The sequence below is a fragment of the Pantoea cypripedii genome (genome assembly GCF_002095535.1).
Lineage (GTDB): Bacteria > Pseudomonadota > Gammaproteobacteria > Enterobacterales > Enterobacteriaceae > Pantoea > Pantoea cypripedii.
This window is the reverse complement of record NZ_MLJI01000001.1, coordinates 3984664-4004382: the sequence shown is the minus strand read 5'-3', so window position 1 is coordinate 4004382 and position 19719 is coordinate 3984664. Positions and strand designations below refer to the sequence as shown.

Here is a 19719-nt window from a genome sequence, read left to right as displayed (position 1 = left end):
ATGATAACCCTGTACCTGGCTTCCGGTTCACCGCGTCGACGTGAGCTGTTGACGCAGCTTGGTCTGCAATTTGAACGTCTGATCACCCATGTGGAAGAACAACGTCTGCCTGCAGAAGCGGCTGAGGTTTATGTGCGTCGTCTGGCAGCAGATAAAGCGCGCGCGGGGGTGGCTGTCGCCCCGCAGGATCTGCCGGTGCTGGGTGCTGATACCATCGTGGTACTCAATGGTGAGGTGCTGGAAAAACCGGCCGATGCGGCGCACGCGACCCGCATGCTAAGTAAACTCTCCGGGCAGACACATCAGGTGATGACCGCAGTGACGCTGGCCGACCACCGGCAGCAACTGGATTGCCTGGTGGTCACAGACGTGACTTTCCGCAAGATCACGGCGGAAGAAATTGCGCACTATATCGCCAGTGGCGAACCGATGGATAAAGCCGGCGCTTACGGAATACAGGGCATGGGCGGGAACTTCGTGCGCAAAATTAATGGAAGCTATCACGCAGTGGTGGGATTACCGCTGGTTGAGACCGGTGAGTTGCTCAGCAATTTTCAGTCACTGCGTGCGCTAAGGGGACAAGATGACGGCTGAACTGCTGGTAAATGTGACACCCTCTGAGACACGCGTCGCCTATATTGATGGCGGCATTTTGCAGGAAATCCACATCGAGCGCGAAGCGCGCCGCGGCATTGTAGGCAACATCTACAAAGGACGCGTCAGCCGCGTGCTGCCGGGTATGCAGGCGGCATTTGTTGACATTGGCCTCGATAAAGCGGCTTTTCTGCACGCTTCTGACATCATGCCGCACACCGAATGTGTCGCGGGTGATGAACAAAAGAATTTCAACGTGCGCGACATTGCCGAGCTGGTACGCCAGGGGCAGGATTTAATGGTGCAGGTGGTGAAAGATCCCCTCGGCACCAAAGGCGCACGCCTCACCACTGACATCACGCTACCGTCGCGTTACCTGGTGTTTATGCCGGGTGCCTCGCACGTTGGCGTCTCCCAGCGTATCGAAAGTGAAGCCGAGCGTGAACGTCTGAAAGCGGTGGTTGCCGCCTACTGCGACGATCTTGGCGGCTTTATTATCCGCACTGCTGCCGAAGGTATTGGCGAAGAAGAGCTGGCGCAGGATGCCGCTTTTCTCAAGCGTCTGTGGACCAAAGTCAGTGAACGTAAGAAGCGCAACCTGACGCGTTGCCTGCTGTATGGAGAACTGGCGCTGGCGCAGCGTGTGTTGCGTGATTTTGCCGGTGCGGCGCTGGATCGCATTCGGGTGGACTCCCGCCTGACCTGCGATCTGCTGGTGGAATTTACCGGTGAATACATCCCGGAGATGGCCAGTAAGCTGGAGTTATACAGCGGTAAACAGCCAATTTTCGATCTCTACGATGTGGAAAACGAGATCCAACGTTCGCTCGATCGCAAAGTTGAACTGAAGTCTGGCGGTTATCTGATCATCGATCAGACTGAAGCAATGACCACCATCGATATCAATACCGGTGCGTTTGTTGGTCATCGCAATCTGGACGAAACCATTTTCAACACCAATATCGAAGCCACTCAGGCGATTGCCCGCCAGCTTCGGCTGCGTAATCTGGGTGGCATCATCATTATCGATTTTATCGACATGAGTAATGATGACCACCGCCGCCGTGTGTTGCATTCGCTGGAAAGCGCGCTCAGCAAAGATCGGGTGAAAACCGGAATCAATGGTTTCTCGGCGCTTGGGCTGGTGGAAATGACGCGTAAACGCACGCGTGAAAGCATCGAGCATGTGTTGTGTGCCGATTGCCCGGTATGTAAAGGACGCGGCACGCTGAAGACGGTGGAAACCGTCTGCTACGAAATCATGCGTGAGATTGTGCGTGTGCACCATGCCTACGATTCTGACCGCTTCCTGGTGTATGTCTCTCCGGCGGTGGGTGAAGCGCTGAAAAGCGATGAGTCCCATGCGTTAGCCGAAGTGGAGATCTTTGTGGGCAAACAGGTGAAAGTCCATGTTGAACCGCTCTACAATCAGGAGCAGTTTGACGTGGTGATGATGTAATTTTTCTTGTTTATGCTGGCCTTGCACGACGTTTTGTCATGGATCCGGGCTAAAAATAGCCCCTTTTTTGGGGTAACATGCGTTTTCGACCCGATTGTTCCGCATTGATAACGGTCAGGGCTTGAGAGGTATCGATCCGTAATCCGGCGGAAAACAAGGAGAGGTGTGTGAGGCGGTTGCCGAGGATTTTGTTACTGCTACTCGCCACAATCATCGTTATTGTGGCGCTGCTGGTCAGCGGGTTGCGCCTCGTCATGCCGCATCTCAACAGCTACCGCAGCGACATTTTGCAGGTCATCTCCCGCGCCACAGGCGTGCCGGTGCAGGCCAGTGAGCTGCAGGGTAGCTGGGAAAACTTCGGCCCCACGTTGCAGGTGCGCGATCTGCATATTGCCATGCAAGATGCCGGGCAGTTGAGCATTGGTCGCGTCAATCTGGCACTCAATATCTGGCAGTCACTTTTTCAGTGGCGCTGGCAGTTTCGTGATCTCACCTTCTGGCAGATGCACGTCGAACTCAATCGCCAGTTGCTCACCAGCGATGAACAGAAAAACAGTTTCAAACCCACGCAAATTAACGAACTCTTCCTGCGTCAGTTCGATCATTTCGACCTGCGTGATAGCAGCATCCGTTTTCTGACCCCTTCCGGGCAACACGCCGAGCTGGCGATTCCGCGTCTCACCTGGCTAAATGAAAAAACACGCCATCGCGCTGAAGGTGAGGTGAGCCTGTCGAGCTTTACCGGCCAGCATGGCGTGGTGCAGGTACGTCTCGACCTGAATGACAACAATGGCCTGCTCGATACCGGGCGTATCTGGATGCAGGCGGATGATGTGGATGTGCGTCCGTGGATCGGTCGCTGGCTGCGCGATAACACCAGCCTCGAAAGCGCGCGTTTCAGCCTCGCCGCATGGGTAAATCTGCGTGATGGTGATGTTTATGCCGGTGATTTGCTGCTGCGACAGGGCGGTGCACGCTGGCGTGGCGAACAAGGTGATCATCAATTGCAGGTGGATGGTTTAACCGCCCACCTGTCCCGTTTCCAGAATGGCTGGATGGTGTCCGTGCCACAAACCCGTCTCAGCACCGATGGGGTTGCCTGGCAACCGGGGCATTTCTCGCTGCTATGGAAACCCGAAGATCAACAATTGCTGGGTGCCAGCAGCGCGCCGGAAATCCGCGTGCGCGCCACCCAACTGGATCTGCAACGTCTCGCGCCACTGATCCCGCTGTTCTCGCCACTCTCGCCAACGTTGTTCGACAACTGGCGTGCGCTGCAACCGCAGGGCTACATCGATGCGCTGGCGCTGGATGTCCCTTTACAGCAACCTGAACAAACCCGTCTGCAGGCCCAATGGCGTGATTTAAGCTGGCAGCACTGGGAACTGTTGCCGGGCATCAGCAAACTGAGTGGTAACGCCAGTGGCAGCCTCAGCAATGGTCAGCTGGATGTCGCGATGGGGCAGGCCGAGGTTCCCTATGGGGATATGTTCCAGGCACCGCTACAAATCCAGCAAATCACCGGCAAGCTCAACTGGCGGCATGATGATAATGGCCTGACGCTGGATGGCCATCAGCTGGATGTGAAGGCGCGTTCGCTGTGGGCGCGCGGCGATTTCCTCTATCAGCAGAACCTCGGCAAAGCGCCACGACTGGATATTCTGGCGGGTATCCGTGTAACCGATGCGGGCGATGCCTGGCGTTATTTCCCGGAGCCGCTGATGGGCCATGGTCTGACGGACTATCTCAGCAACGCGATTAAAGGCGGGCAGGTTGATAATGCCACGCTGTTGTTTGCCGGTGATCCGACGCTGTTTCCCTTCCGCCACAACGACGGCATGTTTGAAGTCTGGGTGCCGCTGCGCCATGCCACCTATCAATTCCAGCCCGGCTGGCCGGCGATTAACAATCTCGACATCGATCTCGATTTCGTCAATGACGGTCTGTGGATGAAAGCCAATCAGGCGAAGCTGGGCGAGGTGGATGCACGCAATATCAGCGCGGTGATCCCGGATTACCTGAAAGAGAAGCTGATCATTGATGGCGACTTGAGCGGTGAAGGTAAGCAGATTGGGGATTACTTCGAACTCACCCCTCTCAAGCCATCGCTGGGAGCGGCGCTGCAACAGCTACAGATCAAAGGCAATGTCCGTGGTCAGCTCAACCTCGATATTCCGCTGAACGGCGAACTGGTTCATGCCAGCGGCAACGTGGTGATGAACAATAACAGCCTGCATATCAAGCCACTGAATACCACGCTGAATAACCTCACCGGGCGTTTCCGTTATAACAACGGCAATCTGCAAAGTGAAGAGATGCAGGCCAACTGGTTCGGGCAGCCGGTTGGTGTCAGCTTCAGCACCCAGGAGAACCCGGATAACTTTGGCGTTAACGTGAAGCTGCTGGGAGACTGGCAGCTGGCGAAGTTAAAGGTGCTGCCGTCGACCTTCACCAGCCAGCTGAGCGGCAGTTTGCCCTGGCAGGGCAATGTCGATATCACCCTGCCGAACAAAGGTGGCGCAAGCTACAAAATAGATTTGCAAGGCGATGGCAAAGAAGTAAGCAGTCGCTTACCGGCTCCGCTGGATAAGAGCGCAGGAGCAGCGCTGCCGATTACCATTGCTGCCAGCGGTGACCTGCGCGGATTTGATCTCAGCGGCAGCGTGCTGGGGCATCATCGTTTTAACAGCCGCTGGCTGCTGGAGCCACAGCTGCGGGTCGATCGCGGTATCTGGCTGAACGATGCCAAAACCACGCCGAAGCTGCCTGAAAATCGTGGCATGGTGCTGAATTTACCGGAAATGGACGGCGAAGCCTGGATGGGGCTGCTGGCTGGATCGGGCGGCTCGCGCAATGCGCAGGGCGAAACCAGCATCGGCGGTGCGCTGCTGCCGGGTGATGTTACGTTGCATACCCCGGCGCTGCGGCTGGCAGGCCAGCAATGGCATGACCTCAGCGCCACCGTGACCCAGGGGCCGACCGGGAATACCGATGTGCAGCTCGACAGCCGTGAAGCGCGTGGCAGTCTGAAAACCGCACAGAATGCGCCCTGGCAGATTGCCCTCAGCTATCTTTACTACAACCCGGAATGGGCGGAGAGCAAGGATGGCACCGCATCACCGTTCGGTAGCGATACCAACATCAATTTCACCAACTGGCCGGGTCTGCAACTTAGCTGTCAGGAGTGCTGGCTGCGCGGGCAGAAGTTTGGCCATATGCAGGCGCTGCTGCAACCTCACGGCGATACGTTAGCACTTACTAACGGTTCGGTAGATACTGGCAGCTCGAAGCTGAGTGTCAACGGGGAATGGGTCAATAAACCCGGTGAGCAACGCACCTCGCTGAAAGGAACGCTGAGCGGTAACAATATCAACGACGCCACTAACTGGTTTGGCGTGAACACGCCGCTGCGCGATGCACCGTTTAAAATCGATTATGATTTGCACTGGCGCTCCGCACCCTGGCAGCCATCCGAGCAAACTTTAAGTGGTACGTTGAAATCGCATTTTGGCAAAGGTCAGATCGCGGATGTGAGTACCGGGCGTGCCGGTCAGCTGTTGCGTCTGATGAGCTTTGACGCGCTGCTGCGCAAGTTACGTTTCGATTTCAGCGATACCTTCGGGCAGGGCTTCTTTTTCGATTCAATTAATGGCACGGCGTGGATTGAAAACGGCGTGATGCATACCGATAACCTGTTAGTTGATGGTCTCGAAGCGGATATCGCCATGCAGGGTAAAGTTGACCTGGTGAAACGCGAGATCGATATGGAAGCCGTGGTGGCACCGGAAATTTCAGCTTCGGTAGGTGTGGCCACTGCTTTTGTGATCAACCCGGTGGTTGGCGCCGCGGTGTTTGCCGCCAGTAAGGTGCTGGGGCCCGTGTGGAACAAAATTTCGCTGCTGCGTTATCACATCAGCGGACCACTGGATAAGCCGGAAATCAATGAAGTGCTGCGCAAACCGCGTGAAAACGACAAGAAGTGAATTTGACGCCGTCGGGGAATTACCGCAGGCTATGAAGTATCCGAGCAAATACTGAGTGAGAAACGATGACTCTGAATCTGGTAAGTGAGCAGTTGCTAACTGCGAACAGCATTAATCAGCAGGACCTTTTTTCCCTGTTAGGGCAGCTTTCAGAACGTCGTCTGGATTATGCCGATCTCTATTTTCAGTCCAGCTTCCACGAATCCTGGGTGCTGGAAGACAAAATCATCAAAGATGGTTCATACCATATCGATCAGGGCGTTGGCGTCCGCGCGGTAAGCGGTGAGAAAACCGGTTTTGCCTATGCGGACCAAATCACCCTGAATGCGTTGCGTCAGTCGGCTGAAGCTGCGCGCAGCATCGTGCGTGAACAGGGGAATGGCAAGGCCCATACCTTATCGGCGGTGATCAACCGTTCGCTGTACGCAGCGGTGAACCCGCTGGATAGCCTGACGCGTGAAGATAAAATCGCTCTGCTGCATCGTGTTGATAAAGTGGCGCGCGCCGCTGACCCGCGCGTGCAGGAAGTGAACGCCAGCCTGACCGGGGTTTACGAGCAGGTGCTGGTGGCGGCCACCGATGGCACACTGGCTGCCGATGTGCGCCCACTGGTGCGTCTGTCTATCAGCGTGCAGGTGGAAGATCAGGGCAAACGTGAGCGCGGCTCCAGCGGCGGCGGTGCCCGTACCGGTTATGAATTCTTCCTGGCCGATGAAAGCGGCGATGTGCGCGCGGATGCCTGGGCGCGGGAAGCAGTCCGTATGGCGCTGGTCAATCTGTCAGCCGTTGCGGCACCGGCGGGGACACTGCCCGTGGTGCTGGGTGCGGGCTGGCCTGGCGTGCTGCTGCATGAAGCGGTGGGCCACGGTCTGGAAGGTGACTTTAACCGTCGCGCGACTTCGGTGTTCAGCGGCAAAATGGGCCAACTGGTGGCCTCTGAGCTGTGTACCGTCGTGGATGATGGCACCATCGAAGGGCTGCGTGGTTCGCTGGCAGTGGATGATGAAGGTGTGCCGGGCCAGTACAACGTGTTGATTGAAAACGGTGTGCTGAAAGGCTACATGCAGGACAAGCTCAATGCGCGCCTGATGGGCGTCAATCCTACCGGGAATGGCCGTCGTGAATCTTATGCGCACCTGCCAATGCCGCGTATGACCAACACCTATATGCTGGCGGGCAAATCCACGCCGCAGGACATCATTGAAAGTGTCGAATATGGTCTGTACGCCCCGAACTTTGGCGGTGGTCAGGTGGATATCACCTCCGGTAAGTTTGTGTTCTCAACCTCAGAAGCCTATCTGATTGAGAACGGTAAAGTGACCAAACCGGTGAAAGGTGCCACGCTGATTGGCTCCGGTATCGAAGCCATGCAGCAAATTTCGATGGTGGGCAACGATCTGGCGCTGGATAAAGGCGTTGGCGTCTGCGGTAAAGAAGGACAGAGCGTGCCGGTTGGCGTGGGCCAGCCGACGCTGAAGCTGGATAAACTTACCGTCGGCGGAACCGCCTGATTTAGCACCGATCTGTAGCGGCGCGATTTATCGCGCCATTTACAGCGGTGCCCCGGCAAAAGGCGCGCGATAAATCGCGCCGCTACACGTTCTTACGGTGCTGCTGATACTGGCGCGCCACCCGTTTGAAATACTCAGTCAGATAATCGATACACACCTGCACTTTCAGCGGCAGCTTATCCTTTTCGGTATATAACGCATACACCGGTCGCGGTGCCGACTGATATTGCGTAAACAGAATATCGATCTCACCGGTGTTGATCTCATTAATCACCCACATCAGTGGCACGTAGGCGATGCCGCATCCGGCTTTCAGCCAGCGAATCAGCGTCAGCGAATCATTGGTGACGAAGCGTCCCTGCGGCGTCAGACGTGTGACCAATCCTTCCGGCGCAATCAGTTCAAAGGTGTTATCTGGCCGTACGCTGTATTCCAGCCACGAAAGATTATCGATTTCGCTCGGTTTTTCCGGCACTCCCTGCTGCGCCAGATAACTTTTCGCCGCGCACACCACCATCGGCATGGCCCCCAGCCGACGCGAGAACAGGCTGGAGTCCTGCAACTCCCCCACGCGTATCACCAGGTCCACGCCATTGGCGATGAGATCCGGTGCCGGGATGCCGGTGACTAAATTGACGCTCAACCCCGGATATTCGCGTAGCATGTCGCCGGTCATATCGGCGAGGACATTTTGCGCCATTGTTGAGGAGCTGCCGATGCGTAAAATACCAATCGGCGTGTTGTTGAAGGCATACAGCTGCTCGTGCACCTGCATCGCCTCTGCCAGCATGCGGCGGCAGCCCTGATAATAGATTCTGCCCGCTTCGGTCAGCCCGATGCTACGGGTGCTGCGATTCAACAGTTTAACCTGTAGCTCATCTTCCAGTTTCGCGACTATCTGGCTGATAGACGAAACGCTCAGATGAAGCTGACGAGCCGCGGCGGTAAAGGAACCTAATTCAACCACTTTGGCGAAGATGGACATGCCTTTAAGTCGTTCCATTGTTTACTCTGGCTAAAAAGTGATTTAGCTCACAATATGTAGAAAACGTATAGTCAAGCGCGTTACTATACGCACGCTGGGTCTTTTCACCGCACCTGAACATGGCAGCAAATCTGTCCATGTTTGTCAGATGATACGCTATGATTAGCTCAAACGGCCTGAATGTTGCCATCAGTCTACCCGTCATCCCACTATCATCAACCCGTCGTGTTTTGTGGCGTACGGGCAGGTATCGGTGCAATCCGGCAAGGTCGAACTAAGGATCCGTAATGAGTGTGCTTCCGGTATTTGTCGTATTTGGGCTGTCTTTCCCGCCCATCTTCATTGAACTGATTGTTTCGCTGGCGCTGTTCTGGCTGGTGAAACGCGTGCTGACGCCAAGTGGATTGTATGATCTGGTCTGGCATCCGGCACTTTTTAACACAGCGTTGTACTGCTGTGTGTTTTACCTTGTATCCCGTTTATTCGTCTGAGGTTTTAAGTGAAAGCGCTAATAAGAAAAATCGCGCGCTACGCGATTACTCTCCTGCTGGTTGTCATCGCTATCGTGATCATCTTCCGCGCCTGGGTGTTCTACACCGAATCCCCGTGGACGCGTGATGCAAAATTCTCCGCCGACGTCGTGGCGATCTCTCCGGATGTCACCGGTTTGATCACCGATGTGCCGGTCCATGATAACCAACTGGTTAAAAAGGGCGACACGCTGTTCGTGGTTGACCGTCCGCGTTACCAGATGGCGCTGGATCAGGCCCAGGCCGACGTTGAGTATTACCAGGCGGTGGCTAACGAAAAACGTCGTGAAGCTGCACGCCGTAATCAGCTCGGCACCAGTGCGATGTCGCGTGAGGCCATCGATCAGGCGAACAACGACCTGACCACCACCGAGCATCAGCTGGCGAAAGCCATCGCGACGCGCGATCTGGCGGTGATCGATCTTGATCGCACCACCATCAAAGCCCCCTCTGACGGCTGGGTCACCAACCTCAATGTGTATGAAGGTGAGTTCATCACGCGTGGCTCCGTTGCCGTCGCGCTGGTACAGCAGCATTCCTTCTATGTGATGGCTTATATGGAAGAGACCAAGCTGAATGGCGTGCGTCCGGGTTTCCGTGCCGAAATCACGCCGCTGGGTAGCAATACCGTGCTGCGCGGCACTGTCGATAGCATTGCGGCGGGTGTCACCAACAGCAGCAGTAGCGTCGATAGCAAAGGTATGGCCACCGTCGATTCCAATCTGGAATGGGTGCGTCTGGCGCAGCGTGTACCGGTACGTATTCATCTTGATGATCAGCCAGGTAATCGCTTCCCGGCGGGTACCACTGCGACCGTGGTGATCACCGGTGATAAAGATCGCCAGACGAAAGTCTCGCCAATGACCCAGTTTTTCAATCGCCTGCGTGAGTTTGGTTAAGAGGGCGATATGATTGAGTTCCTGCGTTTCCCGGTGAAGCTGACATTTGCGCTGGTAGCAGCGCTGATGATTGGCTTTCACTTCAATCTGGAAACGCCGCGCTGGGCAGTGATGACTGCCGGGATTGTGGCGGGTGGCACCGCCTTTGCCGCCGGGGGCGATCCCTACTCCGGCGCGCTGCGTTACCGCGGTATTCTGCGTATTATCGGCACCTTCATCGGCTGTATCGCGGCCCTGACCATTATGATTGCGACAGTGCGTGCACCGGTGGTGATGCTGCTGCTGTGCTGCCTGTGGGCCGGACTTTGCGTCTGGCTCTCTTCGCTGATCAAAGTCGAAAATTCCTATGCCCTCGGTTTGGCCGGTTACACCGCGCTGATTATTGTGGTCACCGCCGATGCCAGCGGTGGTCTGACGCTGGCCCCGCAATTTGCGGTGGAACGTTGCAGCGAAATCGTACTGGGTATTCTCTGCGCCATTCTGGCGGACATGATTTTCTCGCCACGTTCGATTAAAAAAGTCATCGACCAGGAAGTGGATGCATTGCTGGTGGCACAGTACAAACTGCTGCAACTGTGTGTTGCTCACGGTGATAAAGACGAGGTTGATAAAGCCTGGGGCGCGCTGGTACGCCGTACCACAGCATTGAACAGCATGCGCAGCCAACTGATGATGGAATCATCGCGCTGGCAGAACAGCAACCGTCGTTTGCAGATGCTAAACACGCTGTCGTTAACGCTGATTACCCAGGCGGCCGAAACTTTCCTGATCCAGAATTCACGTGCGGATTATATTCCGCCGCAATATCGCCTGTTAATCGAGAAAGACGTCAGCAGCGTTGATGATGTCCACAAGCGCATGAAGATTATGCGTCGGGTGATTGGTGTCAGCAGTAAAACCACGCCACTGACGCTGGCCAGTTGGGTCGGTGCCGCCACTGAATACCTGCTGCTGATTAACGGCGTGAAAAGTAACAGCCGTATCACCACGCTGGAAGAGGGCATTCTTGAGCGTGAAGTTGTGATTCAGGCGCGCTCTGCCGAAACCCATCATGCGATGATTAACGGTGTGCGTACTTTCGTCGCTACCGCGCTTGGCTCGCTGTTCTGGCTCTATACCGGCTGGACTTCCGGTAGCGGTTGTATGGTGATGCTGGCGGTAATCACCGCGCTGGCGATGCGTATGCCAAACCCGCTGATGATGGCGAAAGACTTCCTGTACGGTATGAGCGTCGCGGTACCACTGGGTGCGCTGTACTTTATCTACATTATGCCTTCCACTCAGCAAAGCATGTTGCTGCTGTGTATTGCCATTGGTCTGCTGGGTTTTGTTGGCGGGATTTTCGTGCAGCGCCGTCAGATCGGCACGCTCGGGGCGCTGATCGGTACGATCAACGTGCTGGTGCTCGATAACCCGATGAAGTTCGAGTTCAACGTGTTTCTCGATAACGCACTCGGTCAGGTCATTGGCTGTTTTGTGGCGATGATGGTGATTCTGCTGATTCGCGATAAATCGAAAGAGCGTACCGGACGTAAGCTGCTCAACCGCTTTATGTATGCGGCTGTGTCGGCCATGACCACCAACCAGGCACGTCGCCGGGAGAACCATCTGCCCGCGCTGTATCAGCAATTGTTCCTGCTGCTCAACCTGTTCCCCGGTGATATCAATAAATATCGTATCGCCCTGACGTTGATTATCGGTCATCAGCGCTTACGTAACGCAGAAGTCCCGATCAATGCGGATCTGTCGGCTTACCACCGTCAGCTGCGCGCCACTGCCGACCAGGTTATTTCGACACGTAGCGATGATAAACGACGCGTCTATTTTGAGCGGCTATTGCAGGAGCTGGATATCTACCAGGAAAAACTCCAGCAATATGCGGCACCAGGCAGCGTGACCGAGCCAGTGAAACGGTTAGCCGCGATGTTGAGCAAGTACCGCAACACATTGATTCAAATCTAAAACGGGCCGCCGCGTTTATCGCGCGGCCCGCTGTCACAAAACCCCCGGATAATGCCATCTATACTTTCCTGACAGGATGCAAACTGGCAGGCGGAGCAGGATGTCCCCCTTCTTTTGCAACGACACAATCATTTCAACGCTTTAATCAGCAGTGGCACAGAGAGGATCGTCATGATGAGAATCGAACGTTTTGATTTCGATGAAATCGTCGATCAGGCGCATTTTTTCCGTCAGTTCAGTGACCGTTTTGCGCTGGCGGATTTAGCGATTATTGATCTGGACGATCTCTGGGAAGCGGTGACTGGCGATCAACTGCCGTTGCCGCTGGAGATTGAATTTATTCACTTAGGAAAGGGACAGAAGCGCCGTTATGGCGCGTTGATTCTGTTGTTTGATGAAGCAGAAGAGGAGCTGGAAGGCCAGCTCCGCTTTAATGTGAAGTAACAACAAAAAAGGGCCCCGGCGAGCGGGGCCAAAGGGTTCGTCAAGCAGTTGACGAGGAATTACTTATACAGTTCAGCAGTGACGTGGTAGGTGTCATTCTGATTGTTTTCAATGATGCGGTAGTGGCTGGCACCCTGAGCATCCGCTTTGGCTGACAGCTCCTGACGGATATTCATCTGGTCGCCATCACGACCACTTACGCTGATGGTTTGGTTCAGCGGTTGCAGATTCATGCTGTCTGCCTGTTCGTTAGTGATCAGGTTGGCAGCGCTGGCACCGAAAGAAAGAACGGAGGCCAGGCTCAGAACTGCGATAGATAATTTGGTTTTCATGATTCACTCTCCTGAATTTTGTCTGGCAACCTGAGCGCAACTGCGTCTCAAATGGGCTGCCTTTCATGCTCATCTTGTTTCAGCAAACTTATTTATAAAGCTCAGCGGTAGCGTGATAGGTGTTGTCATTACGCGCTTCGATGACGCGGTAAGCTTTAGCACCTTGCTGGTCTGCTTTTTCACTCAGCTGCTGATGGATATCCATCGGCGAACCGGCGGTGCCGCTGACACTGATGGTGCCGGCCGGTTGCAGATTCATGGCCTGATCGGCATTGATAGAATCTGCGGCGAAAGCACCAAATGACAGGGCGGATAGAACGCTCAGGGTTGCGATAGTAGTTTTAACTTTCATGATTATTTCCTCGTCTTTTGTTTTTCTCTTTTTATTCACTGTGATTTGCATCACGAAAAGAAGTATAGATCTAATCACCCATGAAATTAATATTCAGCTAATAATGTTTGGTTGTTATTCTTTATCCTTATGACAACTTTTAATAACTGAGAGTTATAAAAACCGCCTGGTTTCTGTCCATTCACTGTTAATTACATGTAAAAACAAGGGGCTATGTCATTTTATCTTTCTGTGCGAAATATCCCGGTTGATCCAGCTGGCTGATACGCATTGAGTGGGCAATACAGCTGATGTTGGTATGTAAAGCAGTGTAAAATAGCGCGAAAGGTTAAGCAGGCCAAAAGGTCCTACCAATCATCCAGGGGAGTGAGAACGGGTGGGAATATGCTTAATGCATTGTTTGCTGGGTGTTTTGGCTTAAGCGCGGCGGCAGAAGGGGAGATAGCAGGATTGTTACCGGCAGGTAATCTGCCGGTAGCAGGCAGGGTTTTATAGTTCTTGTTCGAATAAAACCAGGATAGCGTCGTGCAATTGCTTCACGGTAAAGCTACGCGCGGGGGTAATAAAGATGGTGTCATCACCGGCGATGGTGCCGAGGATGCCTTCAGCCTTGCCGAGAGAATCCAGCAGGCGGGCAATCAGCTGTGCAGCGCCAGGGCTGGTATGAATCACCACCAGCGCATCGTTATAGTCGATATCCAGCACCAGGTTTTTCAGCGGGCTGGTGGTGGTGGGGACACCCAATTCGGCTGGCAGACAATACACCATCTCCATTTTCGCGTTGCGGGTACGCACCGCACCGAACTTAGTCAGCATACGAGAAACTTTTGACTGGTTGATATTCTCGAAGCCGTCTTCCTGCAGCGCCTGCACAATTTCGCCCTGAGAGCTGAATTTCTCTTCTTTCAATAGGGCCTTGAACGCCTTGATCAGGTCGTCCTGTTTAGATGGGTTTCGCATAGGTTACCAATAAAAAGAGGGATGCATCAGGCAACAGGCCCGTAGCAGATAAATTATTATGCATTTAAATGAATTTTTATGCAATAAACCAGGTGAGAATTTCGCCGGGACAACCCGCGGGGCGGCGATCATAACAGAGATTTCCCGCTGCACCAAAATCGCGGGGTGACACGCAAAAGCGAAGGTTGCAATGTTGTTATATTATTGATGTGGTAACAACAAAATGACTGATCATTGCCGACCCTTGTCTTCTGGCTGCGACCTATGATCATTCAGGCGACTTCTGAAGTGTGGATGTCTCGGGAGCCGAATTGCGGCGTCAGTGTTTATAGCGCGACAGGCCTTGTCGCTATCGCCTGAGAAGTTGATTACACTCGTAACCTGATGGAAACCCGGCATATCTCTGCCCCACCTTAATAAGGAGTCCAGGATGAAAGTTGCCGTTCTCGGTGCCGCTGGTGGTATTGGCCAGGCGCTTGCACTGCTGCTCAAGACCCAATTACCCGCAGGTTCAGCTCTCTCGCTCTATGACATCGCCCCGGTAACGCCGGGTGTGGCTGTGGATCTCAGCCATATTCCCACCGCAGTGAAAGTTGAGGGTTTCAGTGGTGAAGATGCCACGCCCGCACTGAAGGGAGCCGATGTGGTGCTGATCTCCGCCGGAGTGGCACGTAAACCCGGCATGGATCGCGCCGACCTCTTTAACGTTAACGCAGGCATTGTCCGCAACCTGATTGAACAGGTGGCGAGCACTGCACCAAAAGCCCTGATTGGCGTTATCACCAACCCGGTTAACACCACGGTCGCGATTGCGGCGGAAGTGCTGAAGAAAGCCGGGGTATACGATAAAAACCGCCTGTTTGGTGTCACCACCCTGGATATTATTCGCGGCAATACTTTTGTTGCGGCGTTGAAGGGCAAACAACCGGGCGAGATTGACGTGCCGGTGGTGGGTGGCCATTCGGGCGTCACTATTCTGCCGCTGCTATCGCAGGTAAAAGGCGTCAGCTTCAGCGAGCAGGAAGTCGCGGATTTGACCAAACGGATCCAAAACGCCGGTACCGAAGTGGTGGAAGCCAAGGCAGGAGGCGGTTCTGCGACGCTGTCGATGGGACAAGCAGCCGCGCGCTTTGGTCTGTCGCTGGTGCGCGCCATGCAGGGCGAAGCCAATGTGGTGGAATGTGCTTATGTGGAAGGGGATGGTGAATACGCCCGATTCTTCTCACAGCCGCTGCTGCTGGGCAAAAACGGCATCGTTGAGCGGCGACCGCTCGGGCCGCTCAGCGCTTTTGAGCAGCAGGCATTGACCGGTATGCTGGATACGCTGAAAAAAGATATCGCCCAGGGCGAGGAGTTTGTGAAGTAACCTGCAGCGGCGCGATTTATCGCGCCGCAACTTTTACAACCCACCTGATTTAAAATTCCGTGCCGCAGGTGCGCCGTTACTGGCCGGTGTCTTCTTGCCCAGCGTTTCCATACGTACCTGGAAAGGCGGGAAGGGCATTTCAATGCCGTGCGCAGCGAAACCATGCAGAATCAACTGATGCAGCTCATGGCGCAGCGGCATGCGATGTCCCATTTCGGCAGCGTAAACGCGCAGCTCAAACAGCTGAATCCCCTGCTGTAAATCGACAAGGAAAACATCCGGTGCGGGCATATCCAGCACATAGGTACAGCGCTCTGCCGCCTGTTTAAGCAGGTTTGTCACTTCGTCGCTGTTCACCCCGGCGGGGGCTGGAATAGTCAGCACGACGCGTGTCACCGAGTCGGACAGCGACCAGTTAACGAACTGCTCAGTGATAAAGGCCTTATTCGGCACGATGATTTCTTTGCGATCCCAGTCGGTAATGGTGGTCGCTCGGGTATTAATACGCGTGATACTGCCGGTGAGATCGCGGATGGTGACGGTATCGCCAATACGAATCGGCTTCTCGAACAGGATGATCAGGCCGGAAATAAAGTTGGCAAAGATTTCCTGTAAACCAAAACCAAGACCCACACCGAGCGCGGCGACCAGCCATTGTAACTTCGCCCATTCGATACCAATCATGGAGAAGCCAATCAGGCCACCGATCAGCATCAGCACATATTTGGTCAGGGTGGTGATGGCATAACCAGTACCGGGCGTCAGATTCAGGTGCTGTAACAGCGCCAGTTCCAGCAGCGCTGGCATGTTACGTACCAGCTGGGTAGTGATAATCAGCACCAGTATGGCGATCAGGACTGAGCCGAGGGTAATCGGCTGGATGCTCTCCACCCCCTGAATCGTGGTACTGACATCCCACAGGCGGATATTTTCCAGAAAACCGAACGCCGAGTGAATTTCTGACCACAGCACAATCACCGACACCAGCGCAATTAATGTCAGAAGGGAGCGCACCAGACGCAACGACTGGGCGCTGATGGCGTCGAGATCGATAATCGGTTCATCCGCTTCTGGCGCTTCGCTACTCCCGGCGGGCTGGTCCTTCTCCTCTTCGCTACGAGCGCGGTTTGCCAGCATATCGGCACGGCGCTGACGGGCGCGGTCAAAAGCGATGCGACGACGCTGAATCAGCATCCAGCGGCGGATAATGTGGTAAATCACCAGCAGGAAGAACCAGATGCCAACGGACGTTTCCAGACGCGCCAGCAACGCCTGCGCAGTCGCCAGATAGCCGATGCAGGAGGCAAAGGCGGCGACCAGCGGGATGGCGATCATCAGGTTCCACAGGATGCGATTGACGAAGTTATCGCCGTTACCTTCTTTATCCAGGTACAGCGGAATCCCTGCACGTTTCAGGCTGACGGTGACGATGCTCAATGCGCCGCAAATCAGGATGAAGCACAGCCGTCCCAGTGTTGATGAGAACTCACGGTCCTCCAGATTGGCGAAGGCAATCAACAGCATGATCAGCGGCACAATCAGGCCGACGCTGAGTGAGTAATAACGCATCGCGCGCGCCACCCGCGTATGCGGCCAGCGGAAATGCACCACAAACAGGCCGTTTGGGCGGGCAAACGAGGCACTGATCATAAATGCCCACAGCAGCGGCAATGTGGCGGTAATACCGTCGCCAATCGCTACCGCTATGGGGTAGGGCCAGGCCTCCTGCAAGCCATAACCCAGTGCGGCCCAGAGTACCGGTATCGGCACGGCCACCAGAATTGACCAGAACACCGTGCGCAGCGTCAGGCTGAATTGATCCTGTGTGACCTTGCCGACTTTGCTGGCGGCACGCGCCAGAAACGCATGGTAATGACGGCGTGTGCTGATGCTGAACCCCACCAGTAACAGCGCACCCAGGATGGGCAGCACCGTTTCTTTGCTGGTAAACATCATGGCCAGCGCTTTACCTAACTGGCCCAGCGTATCGAGCGACAGCAGGCGTCCCAGCGACTGCGCCACATCCACCGGGAAATTCAGGTCAACGGTACTGACGTCAGCCGTCCAGAACAGATAGCGATGCGTGGCGTCGCGCACTTCAGCGAGCGCATCCTGCAACTGGGTATTGGAGACTTTAAGTTTGGTGATTTCCAGAATCAGCGTATCGCAGCCGGAAATTAATGAGTTGAGTAATTCACGCTGGGTTTTCAGCTGCGCTTCGAGGATGCGGCTCTGTTCGCTGGTAAAAGGTGTGCCATCATCCTGCTTCTCTTTACGCAGCGACTGCTGGCGCTCAAGCAAATCTTCATACCGCAGCCGTTGGACGCGCAACTGGCCCATCTCGTTGTCGATCTGCTGCGATTTCGGCACATCCGGCAGACGCGCAACCTGGGCACGTAGCGCTTCGCCCAGCAGGTTCGAGGCACCCAGCCATTGTGATTGCTCGCGCAGGGTGCTTAGCGCCTGGCGTACCTGCAAGGTCTGATTGGTCGACAGTCGCTGTTGCGAAGCGACCAGATCCATCCGTTGTGCCTGCTGATTAAGGTCGGCAGACAATTCACGGTTTACCCGGAATTGATCGCTGATGATGCTGGGCAAATCGCCACTGTTTTCCGCCAGTTGTTCGGTACGCTCCAGCGCTTGCTCAGCCTCACGCTGACGTTGGTTATTCAGCTGATTACGCAGCGCCTGGAGATAGTTATCCAACTGGGTCGCCTGGCGCTGATGTATTTCGGCGCGCATCCGCGCCAGTTCCTGGCGATTATTGGCGGAGAGCTGAGCCAGCTCCAGTTCATCCACACGGGCTTTATTGGCGGCGTTTTCCGCCTGACGTGCGTAAATCTGTGCCTGGGCTTGCGGCGTTGTGGCTGCTGCGGCTCCCTGTACACGGCGATCGCTCTCGGTCATTGCGCGGCGTGCTTCGGTTTGCTGCTGCGGTAACTGCGACAGCGAATCGCTGATTTCACGCGCCCGGTCCTGTTCCTGCTGAGCCTGGCGTCCCTCTTCCAGCAACTGACTGCTAACCTGCAAAATCTCCTGATCCAACTCGGCGCTGCTCATATTACTGCGCACGGCTTTGCTGGTATCAGTCAGACTGGCGAGTTGCTGGCGCAGTTCCCGCGCCAGTCGCGGGAAGTCATCAATCACCTGCTGATATTGCTTCGTGCGTTCCAGGGAGTCATCACGTTCAGCAAGAAAATTGAGGGCTGTTTCCAGCGTCTGAATTTGTTCGGTTTGAGAGGGGGAACTTTTCGCGGATTTGGCCGCGTCCAGTTCCTGCTTCAGGTCGCTGGCCACCGGGACAGTGGCAGCGAAAGCAGTGCTGCTGAACCACAGGCTCAGCAGCAGAATAAGAGAGGCTCGCACTGGGAAATTCCCGCTTAGTCGGTGAGCGGGGCAGTTTCACCCGGCTGTGGCAGGGCGATGGCCAGCGGCTGACCGAGGCGGGTCTTGCTTTCGGCTTCCAGGCTTTCCGCCAGTTTGACGCGCTGAGGCGCAAACAGGTTGATGACCGTTGAACCCAGCTTGAAGCGACCCATTTCCTGTCCTTTCAACAATACAACGGCTCCGTCATGGTCGGCTGCCGGGTAATGCCAGCGTTTAATCACCCCTTCACGCGGCGGCGTAATGGTCCCGGCCCACACGGTTTCGATGCTGCCAACAATGGTGGCACCCACCAGAATCTGCACCATCGGACCGTGATCAGTATCGAACACGCAAATGACACGCTCGTTACGGGCAAACAGATTCGGGATGTTGCGTGCGGTTAACGGGTTGACCGAGTAGAGGTCGCCCGGAACATAGATCATTTCACGCAGGATGCCGTTACAGGGCATATGCACGCGATGATAATCACGCGGCGCCAGGTAAGTGGTAACAAAGTTGCCATCCTGGAACTGCTGCGCCAGCTCGTCATTACCCGCCAGCAGCGCCTGCAACGTGTAGTAGTGACCTTTGGCCTGGAAGATCTGATCGCCTTCGATGCGGCCTAACTGGCTGATCGCACCATCGGCTGGCAGGGCCAGCAGGGTTGCATCGGGATCGATCGGACGTGCCCCTTCTTTTAATGGGCGCACAAAGAAGTCATTAAAGGTGCGATAACTGGCAGTATCGGGTTTGCTGGCCTCAGCCATATCGACTTTGTAGTACCAGACAAAAATATCAATGACCGCTTTGGTCAGCCAGCCACCACGCCGACTGGCACCCCAGCCCGCGAGTTCGGTCAGTCCTTTCTTAGGCAAAATATGATTCAGGCCGAGTTTAAAACGATCAAACACCGTAGCCTCCTGGCTTTATTACGTATCGTTGAGACAAAAGGGGGCGGATTGTAGCAGCGCCCCGC

15 protein-coding genes are annotated in these 19719 nt (G+C 55.1%); 9 read left to right on the top strand and 6 right to left on the bottom strand.

All coding sequences use genetic code 11. The features are described from left to right. The 4 genes from HA50_RS18620 (at position 1) to tldD (ending at position 7547) form a co-directional block, all read left to right on the top strand. Positions 1–594: a Maf family protein gene (locus HA50_RS18620; protein ID WP_084877222.1), complete on the top strand. Its 594-nt coding sequence runs from the start codon at positions 1–3 to the stop codon at positions 592–594. Then, a complete protein-coding gene (gene rng, locus HA50_RS18615; protein WP_084877219.1) occupies positions 584–2053 on the top strand; it encodes a ribonuclease G in 1470 nt (489 codons plus the stop codon). The genes HA50_RS18620 and rng overlap by 11 nt, the downstream gene beginning before the upstream one ends. A gap of 167 nt (positions 2054–2220) precedes the next feature. Further along, positions 2221–6036 carry an AsmA2 domain-containing protein YhdP gene (gene yhdP, locus HA50_RS18610; RefSeq protein ID WP_084877217.1) on the top strand — a complete coding sequence of 1272 codons (3816 nt, stop codon included), beginning with the start codon at positions 2221–2223 and terminating at the stop codon, positions 6034–6036. Between the two features lie 65 nt (positions 6037–6101). Continuing rightward, positions 6102–7547, top strand: a complete 1446-nt coding sequence (gene tldD, locus HA50_RS18605) for a metalloprotease TldD (RefSeq protein ID WP_084877214.1) — start codon at positions 6102–6104, stop codon at positions 7545–7547. 82 nt (positions 7548–7629) lie between these two features. On the opposite strand, the gene aaeR is transcribed toward tldD, so the two are convergent. Then, the gene (gene aaeR, locus HA50_RS18600) at positions 7630–8550 is read right to left on the bottom strand and encodes an HTH-type transcriptional activator AaeR (RefSeq protein ID WP_084877212.1); all 921 of its coding nucleotides are present in this window, start codon (positions 8548–8550) and stop codon (positions 7630–7632) included. 269 nt (positions 8551–8819) lie between these two features. On the opposite strand from aaeR, the gene aaeX reads away from it, so the two are divergent. The 4 genes from aaeX to HA50_RS18580 all read left to right on the top strand — a co-directional run bounded on the left by aaeX (position 8820) and on the right by HA50_RS18580 (position 12367). Beyond that, positions 8820–9023, top strand: a complete 204-nt coding sequence (aaeX, locus tag HA50_RS18595) for a p-hydroxybenzoic acid efflux pump operon protein AaeX (protein WP_013510717.1) — start codon at positions 8820–8822, stop codon at positions 9021–9023. An 8-nt stretch (positions 9024–9031) separates the two neighbouring features. Further along, positions 9032–9961 (top strand): p-hydroxybenzoic acid efflux pump subunit AaeA, encoded by a 930-nt coding sequence (aaeA, locus tag HA50_RS18590; RefSeq protein WP_084877209.1) that lies wholly within the window; start codon positions 9032–9034, stop codon positions 9959–9961. Between the two features lie 9 nt (positions 9962–9970). Beyond that, positions 9971–11923, top strand: coding sequence for a p-hydroxybenzoic acid efflux pump subunit AaeB (gene aaeB, locus HA50_RS18585; RefSeq protein WP_084877207.1), 1953 nt, complete (start codon positions 9971–9973; stop codon positions 11921–11923). A 174-nt stretch (positions 11924–12097) separates the two neighbouring features. After that, positions 12098–12367, top strand: coding sequence for a barstar family protein (locus HA50_RS18580; protein ID WP_084877204.1), 270 nt, complete (start codon positions 12098–12100; stop codon positions 12365–12367). Between the two features lie 59 nt (positions 12368–12426). On the opposite strand, the gene HA50_RS18575 is transcribed toward HA50_RS18580, so the two are convergent. The 3 genes from HA50_RS18575 to argR form a co-directional block, all read right to left on the bottom strand. After that, a complete protein-coding gene (locus HA50_RS18575; protein WP_084877202.1) occupies positions 12427–12699 on the bottom strand; it encodes a YdgH/BhsA/McbA-like domain containing protein in 273 nt (90 codons plus the stop codon). An 88-nt stretch (positions 12700–12787) separates the two neighbouring features. Beyond that, a complete protein-coding gene (gene yhcN / locus HA50_RS18570) occupies positions 12788–13051 on the bottom strand; it encodes a peroxide/acid stress response protein YhcN (RefSeq protein WP_084877200.1) in 264 nt (87 codons plus the stop codon). A 489-nt stretch (positions 13052–13540) separates the two neighbouring features. Next, positions 13541–14011, bottom strand: a complete 471-nt coding sequence (gene argR, locus HA50_RS18565; RefSeq protein ID WP_084877198.1) for a transcriptional regulator ArgR — start codon at positions 14009–14011, stop codon at positions 13541–13543. A gap of 430 nt (positions 14012–14441) precedes the next feature. Between argR and mdh the strand changes: the two genes are divergently transcribed. After that, on the top strand, positions 14442–15377 hold the full coding sequence (gene mdh, locus HA50_RS18560) for a malate dehydrogenase (RefSeq protein WP_084877192.1): 936 nt from the start codon (positions 14442–14444) through the stop codon (positions 15375–15377). A 33-nt stretch (positions 15378–15410) separates the two neighbouring features. Here mdh and mscM read toward each other — a convergent pair whose 3' ends face one another. Together mscM and asd are read right to left on the bottom strand one after the other, a co-directional pair. After that, positions 15411–18743: a miniconductance mechanosensitive channel MscM gene (mscM, locus tag HA50_RS18555; protein WP_084877190.1), complete on the bottom strand. Its 3333-nt coding sequence runs from the start codon at positions 18741–18743 to the stop codon at positions 15411–15413. Positions 18744–18757: 14 nt separating this feature from the next. Next, positions 18758–19654 carry an archaetidylserine decarboxylase gene (gene asd, locus HA50_RS18550; protein ID WP_084877187.1) on the bottom strand — a complete coding sequence of 299 codons (897 nt, stop codon included), beginning with the start codon at positions 19652–19654 and terminating at the stop codon, positions 18758–18760. Positions 19655–19719: the final 65 nt, after the last annotated feature.

Excerpts from the sequence above, each read along its gene's own strand:
- HA50_RS18620 (WP_084877222.1), top strand. The coding sequence starts at position 1 with ATGATAACCCTGTACCTGGCTTCCGGTTCACCGCGTCGACGTGAGCTG.
- rng (WP_084877219.1), top strand. The coding sequence starts at position 584 with ATGACGGCTGAACTGCTGGTAAATGTGACACCCTCTGAGACACGCGTC.
- tldD (WP_084877214.1), top strand. The coding sequence starts at position 6,102 with ATGACTCTGAATCTGGTAAGTGAGCAGTTGCTAACTGCGAACAGCATT.
- aaeR (WP_084877212.1), bottom strand. The coding sequence starts at position 8,550 with ATGGAACGACTTAAAGGCATGTCCATCTTCGCCAAAGTGGTTGAATTA.
- aaeX (WP_013510717.1), top strand. The coding sequence starts at position 8,820 with ATGAGTGTGCTTCCGGTATTTGTCGTATTTGGGCTGTCTTTCCCGCCC.
- aaeB (WP_084877207.1), top strand. The coding sequence starts at position 9,971 with ATGATTGAGTTCCTGCGTTTCCCGGTGAAGCTGACATTTGCGCTGGTA.
- HA50_RS18580 (WP_084877204.1), top strand. The coding sequence starts at position 12,098 with ATGAGAATCGAACGTTTTGATTTCGATGAAATCGTCGATCAGGCGCAT.
- HA50_RS18575 (WP_084877202.1), bottom strand. The coding sequence starts at position 12,699 with ATGAAAACCAAATTATCTATCGCAGTTCTGAGCCTGGCCTCCGTTCTT.
- yhcN (WP_084877200.1), bottom strand. The coding sequence starts at position 13,051 with ATGAAAGTTAAAACTACTATCGCAACCCTGAGCGTTCTATCCGCCCTG.
- argR (WP_084877198.1), bottom strand. The coding sequence starts at position 14,011 with ATGCGAAACCCATCTAAACAGGACGACCTGATCAAGGCGTTCAAGGCC.
- mdh (WP_084877192.1), top strand. The coding sequence starts at position 14,442 with ATGAAAGTTGCCGTTCTCGGTGCCGCTGGTGGTATTGGCCAGGCGCTT.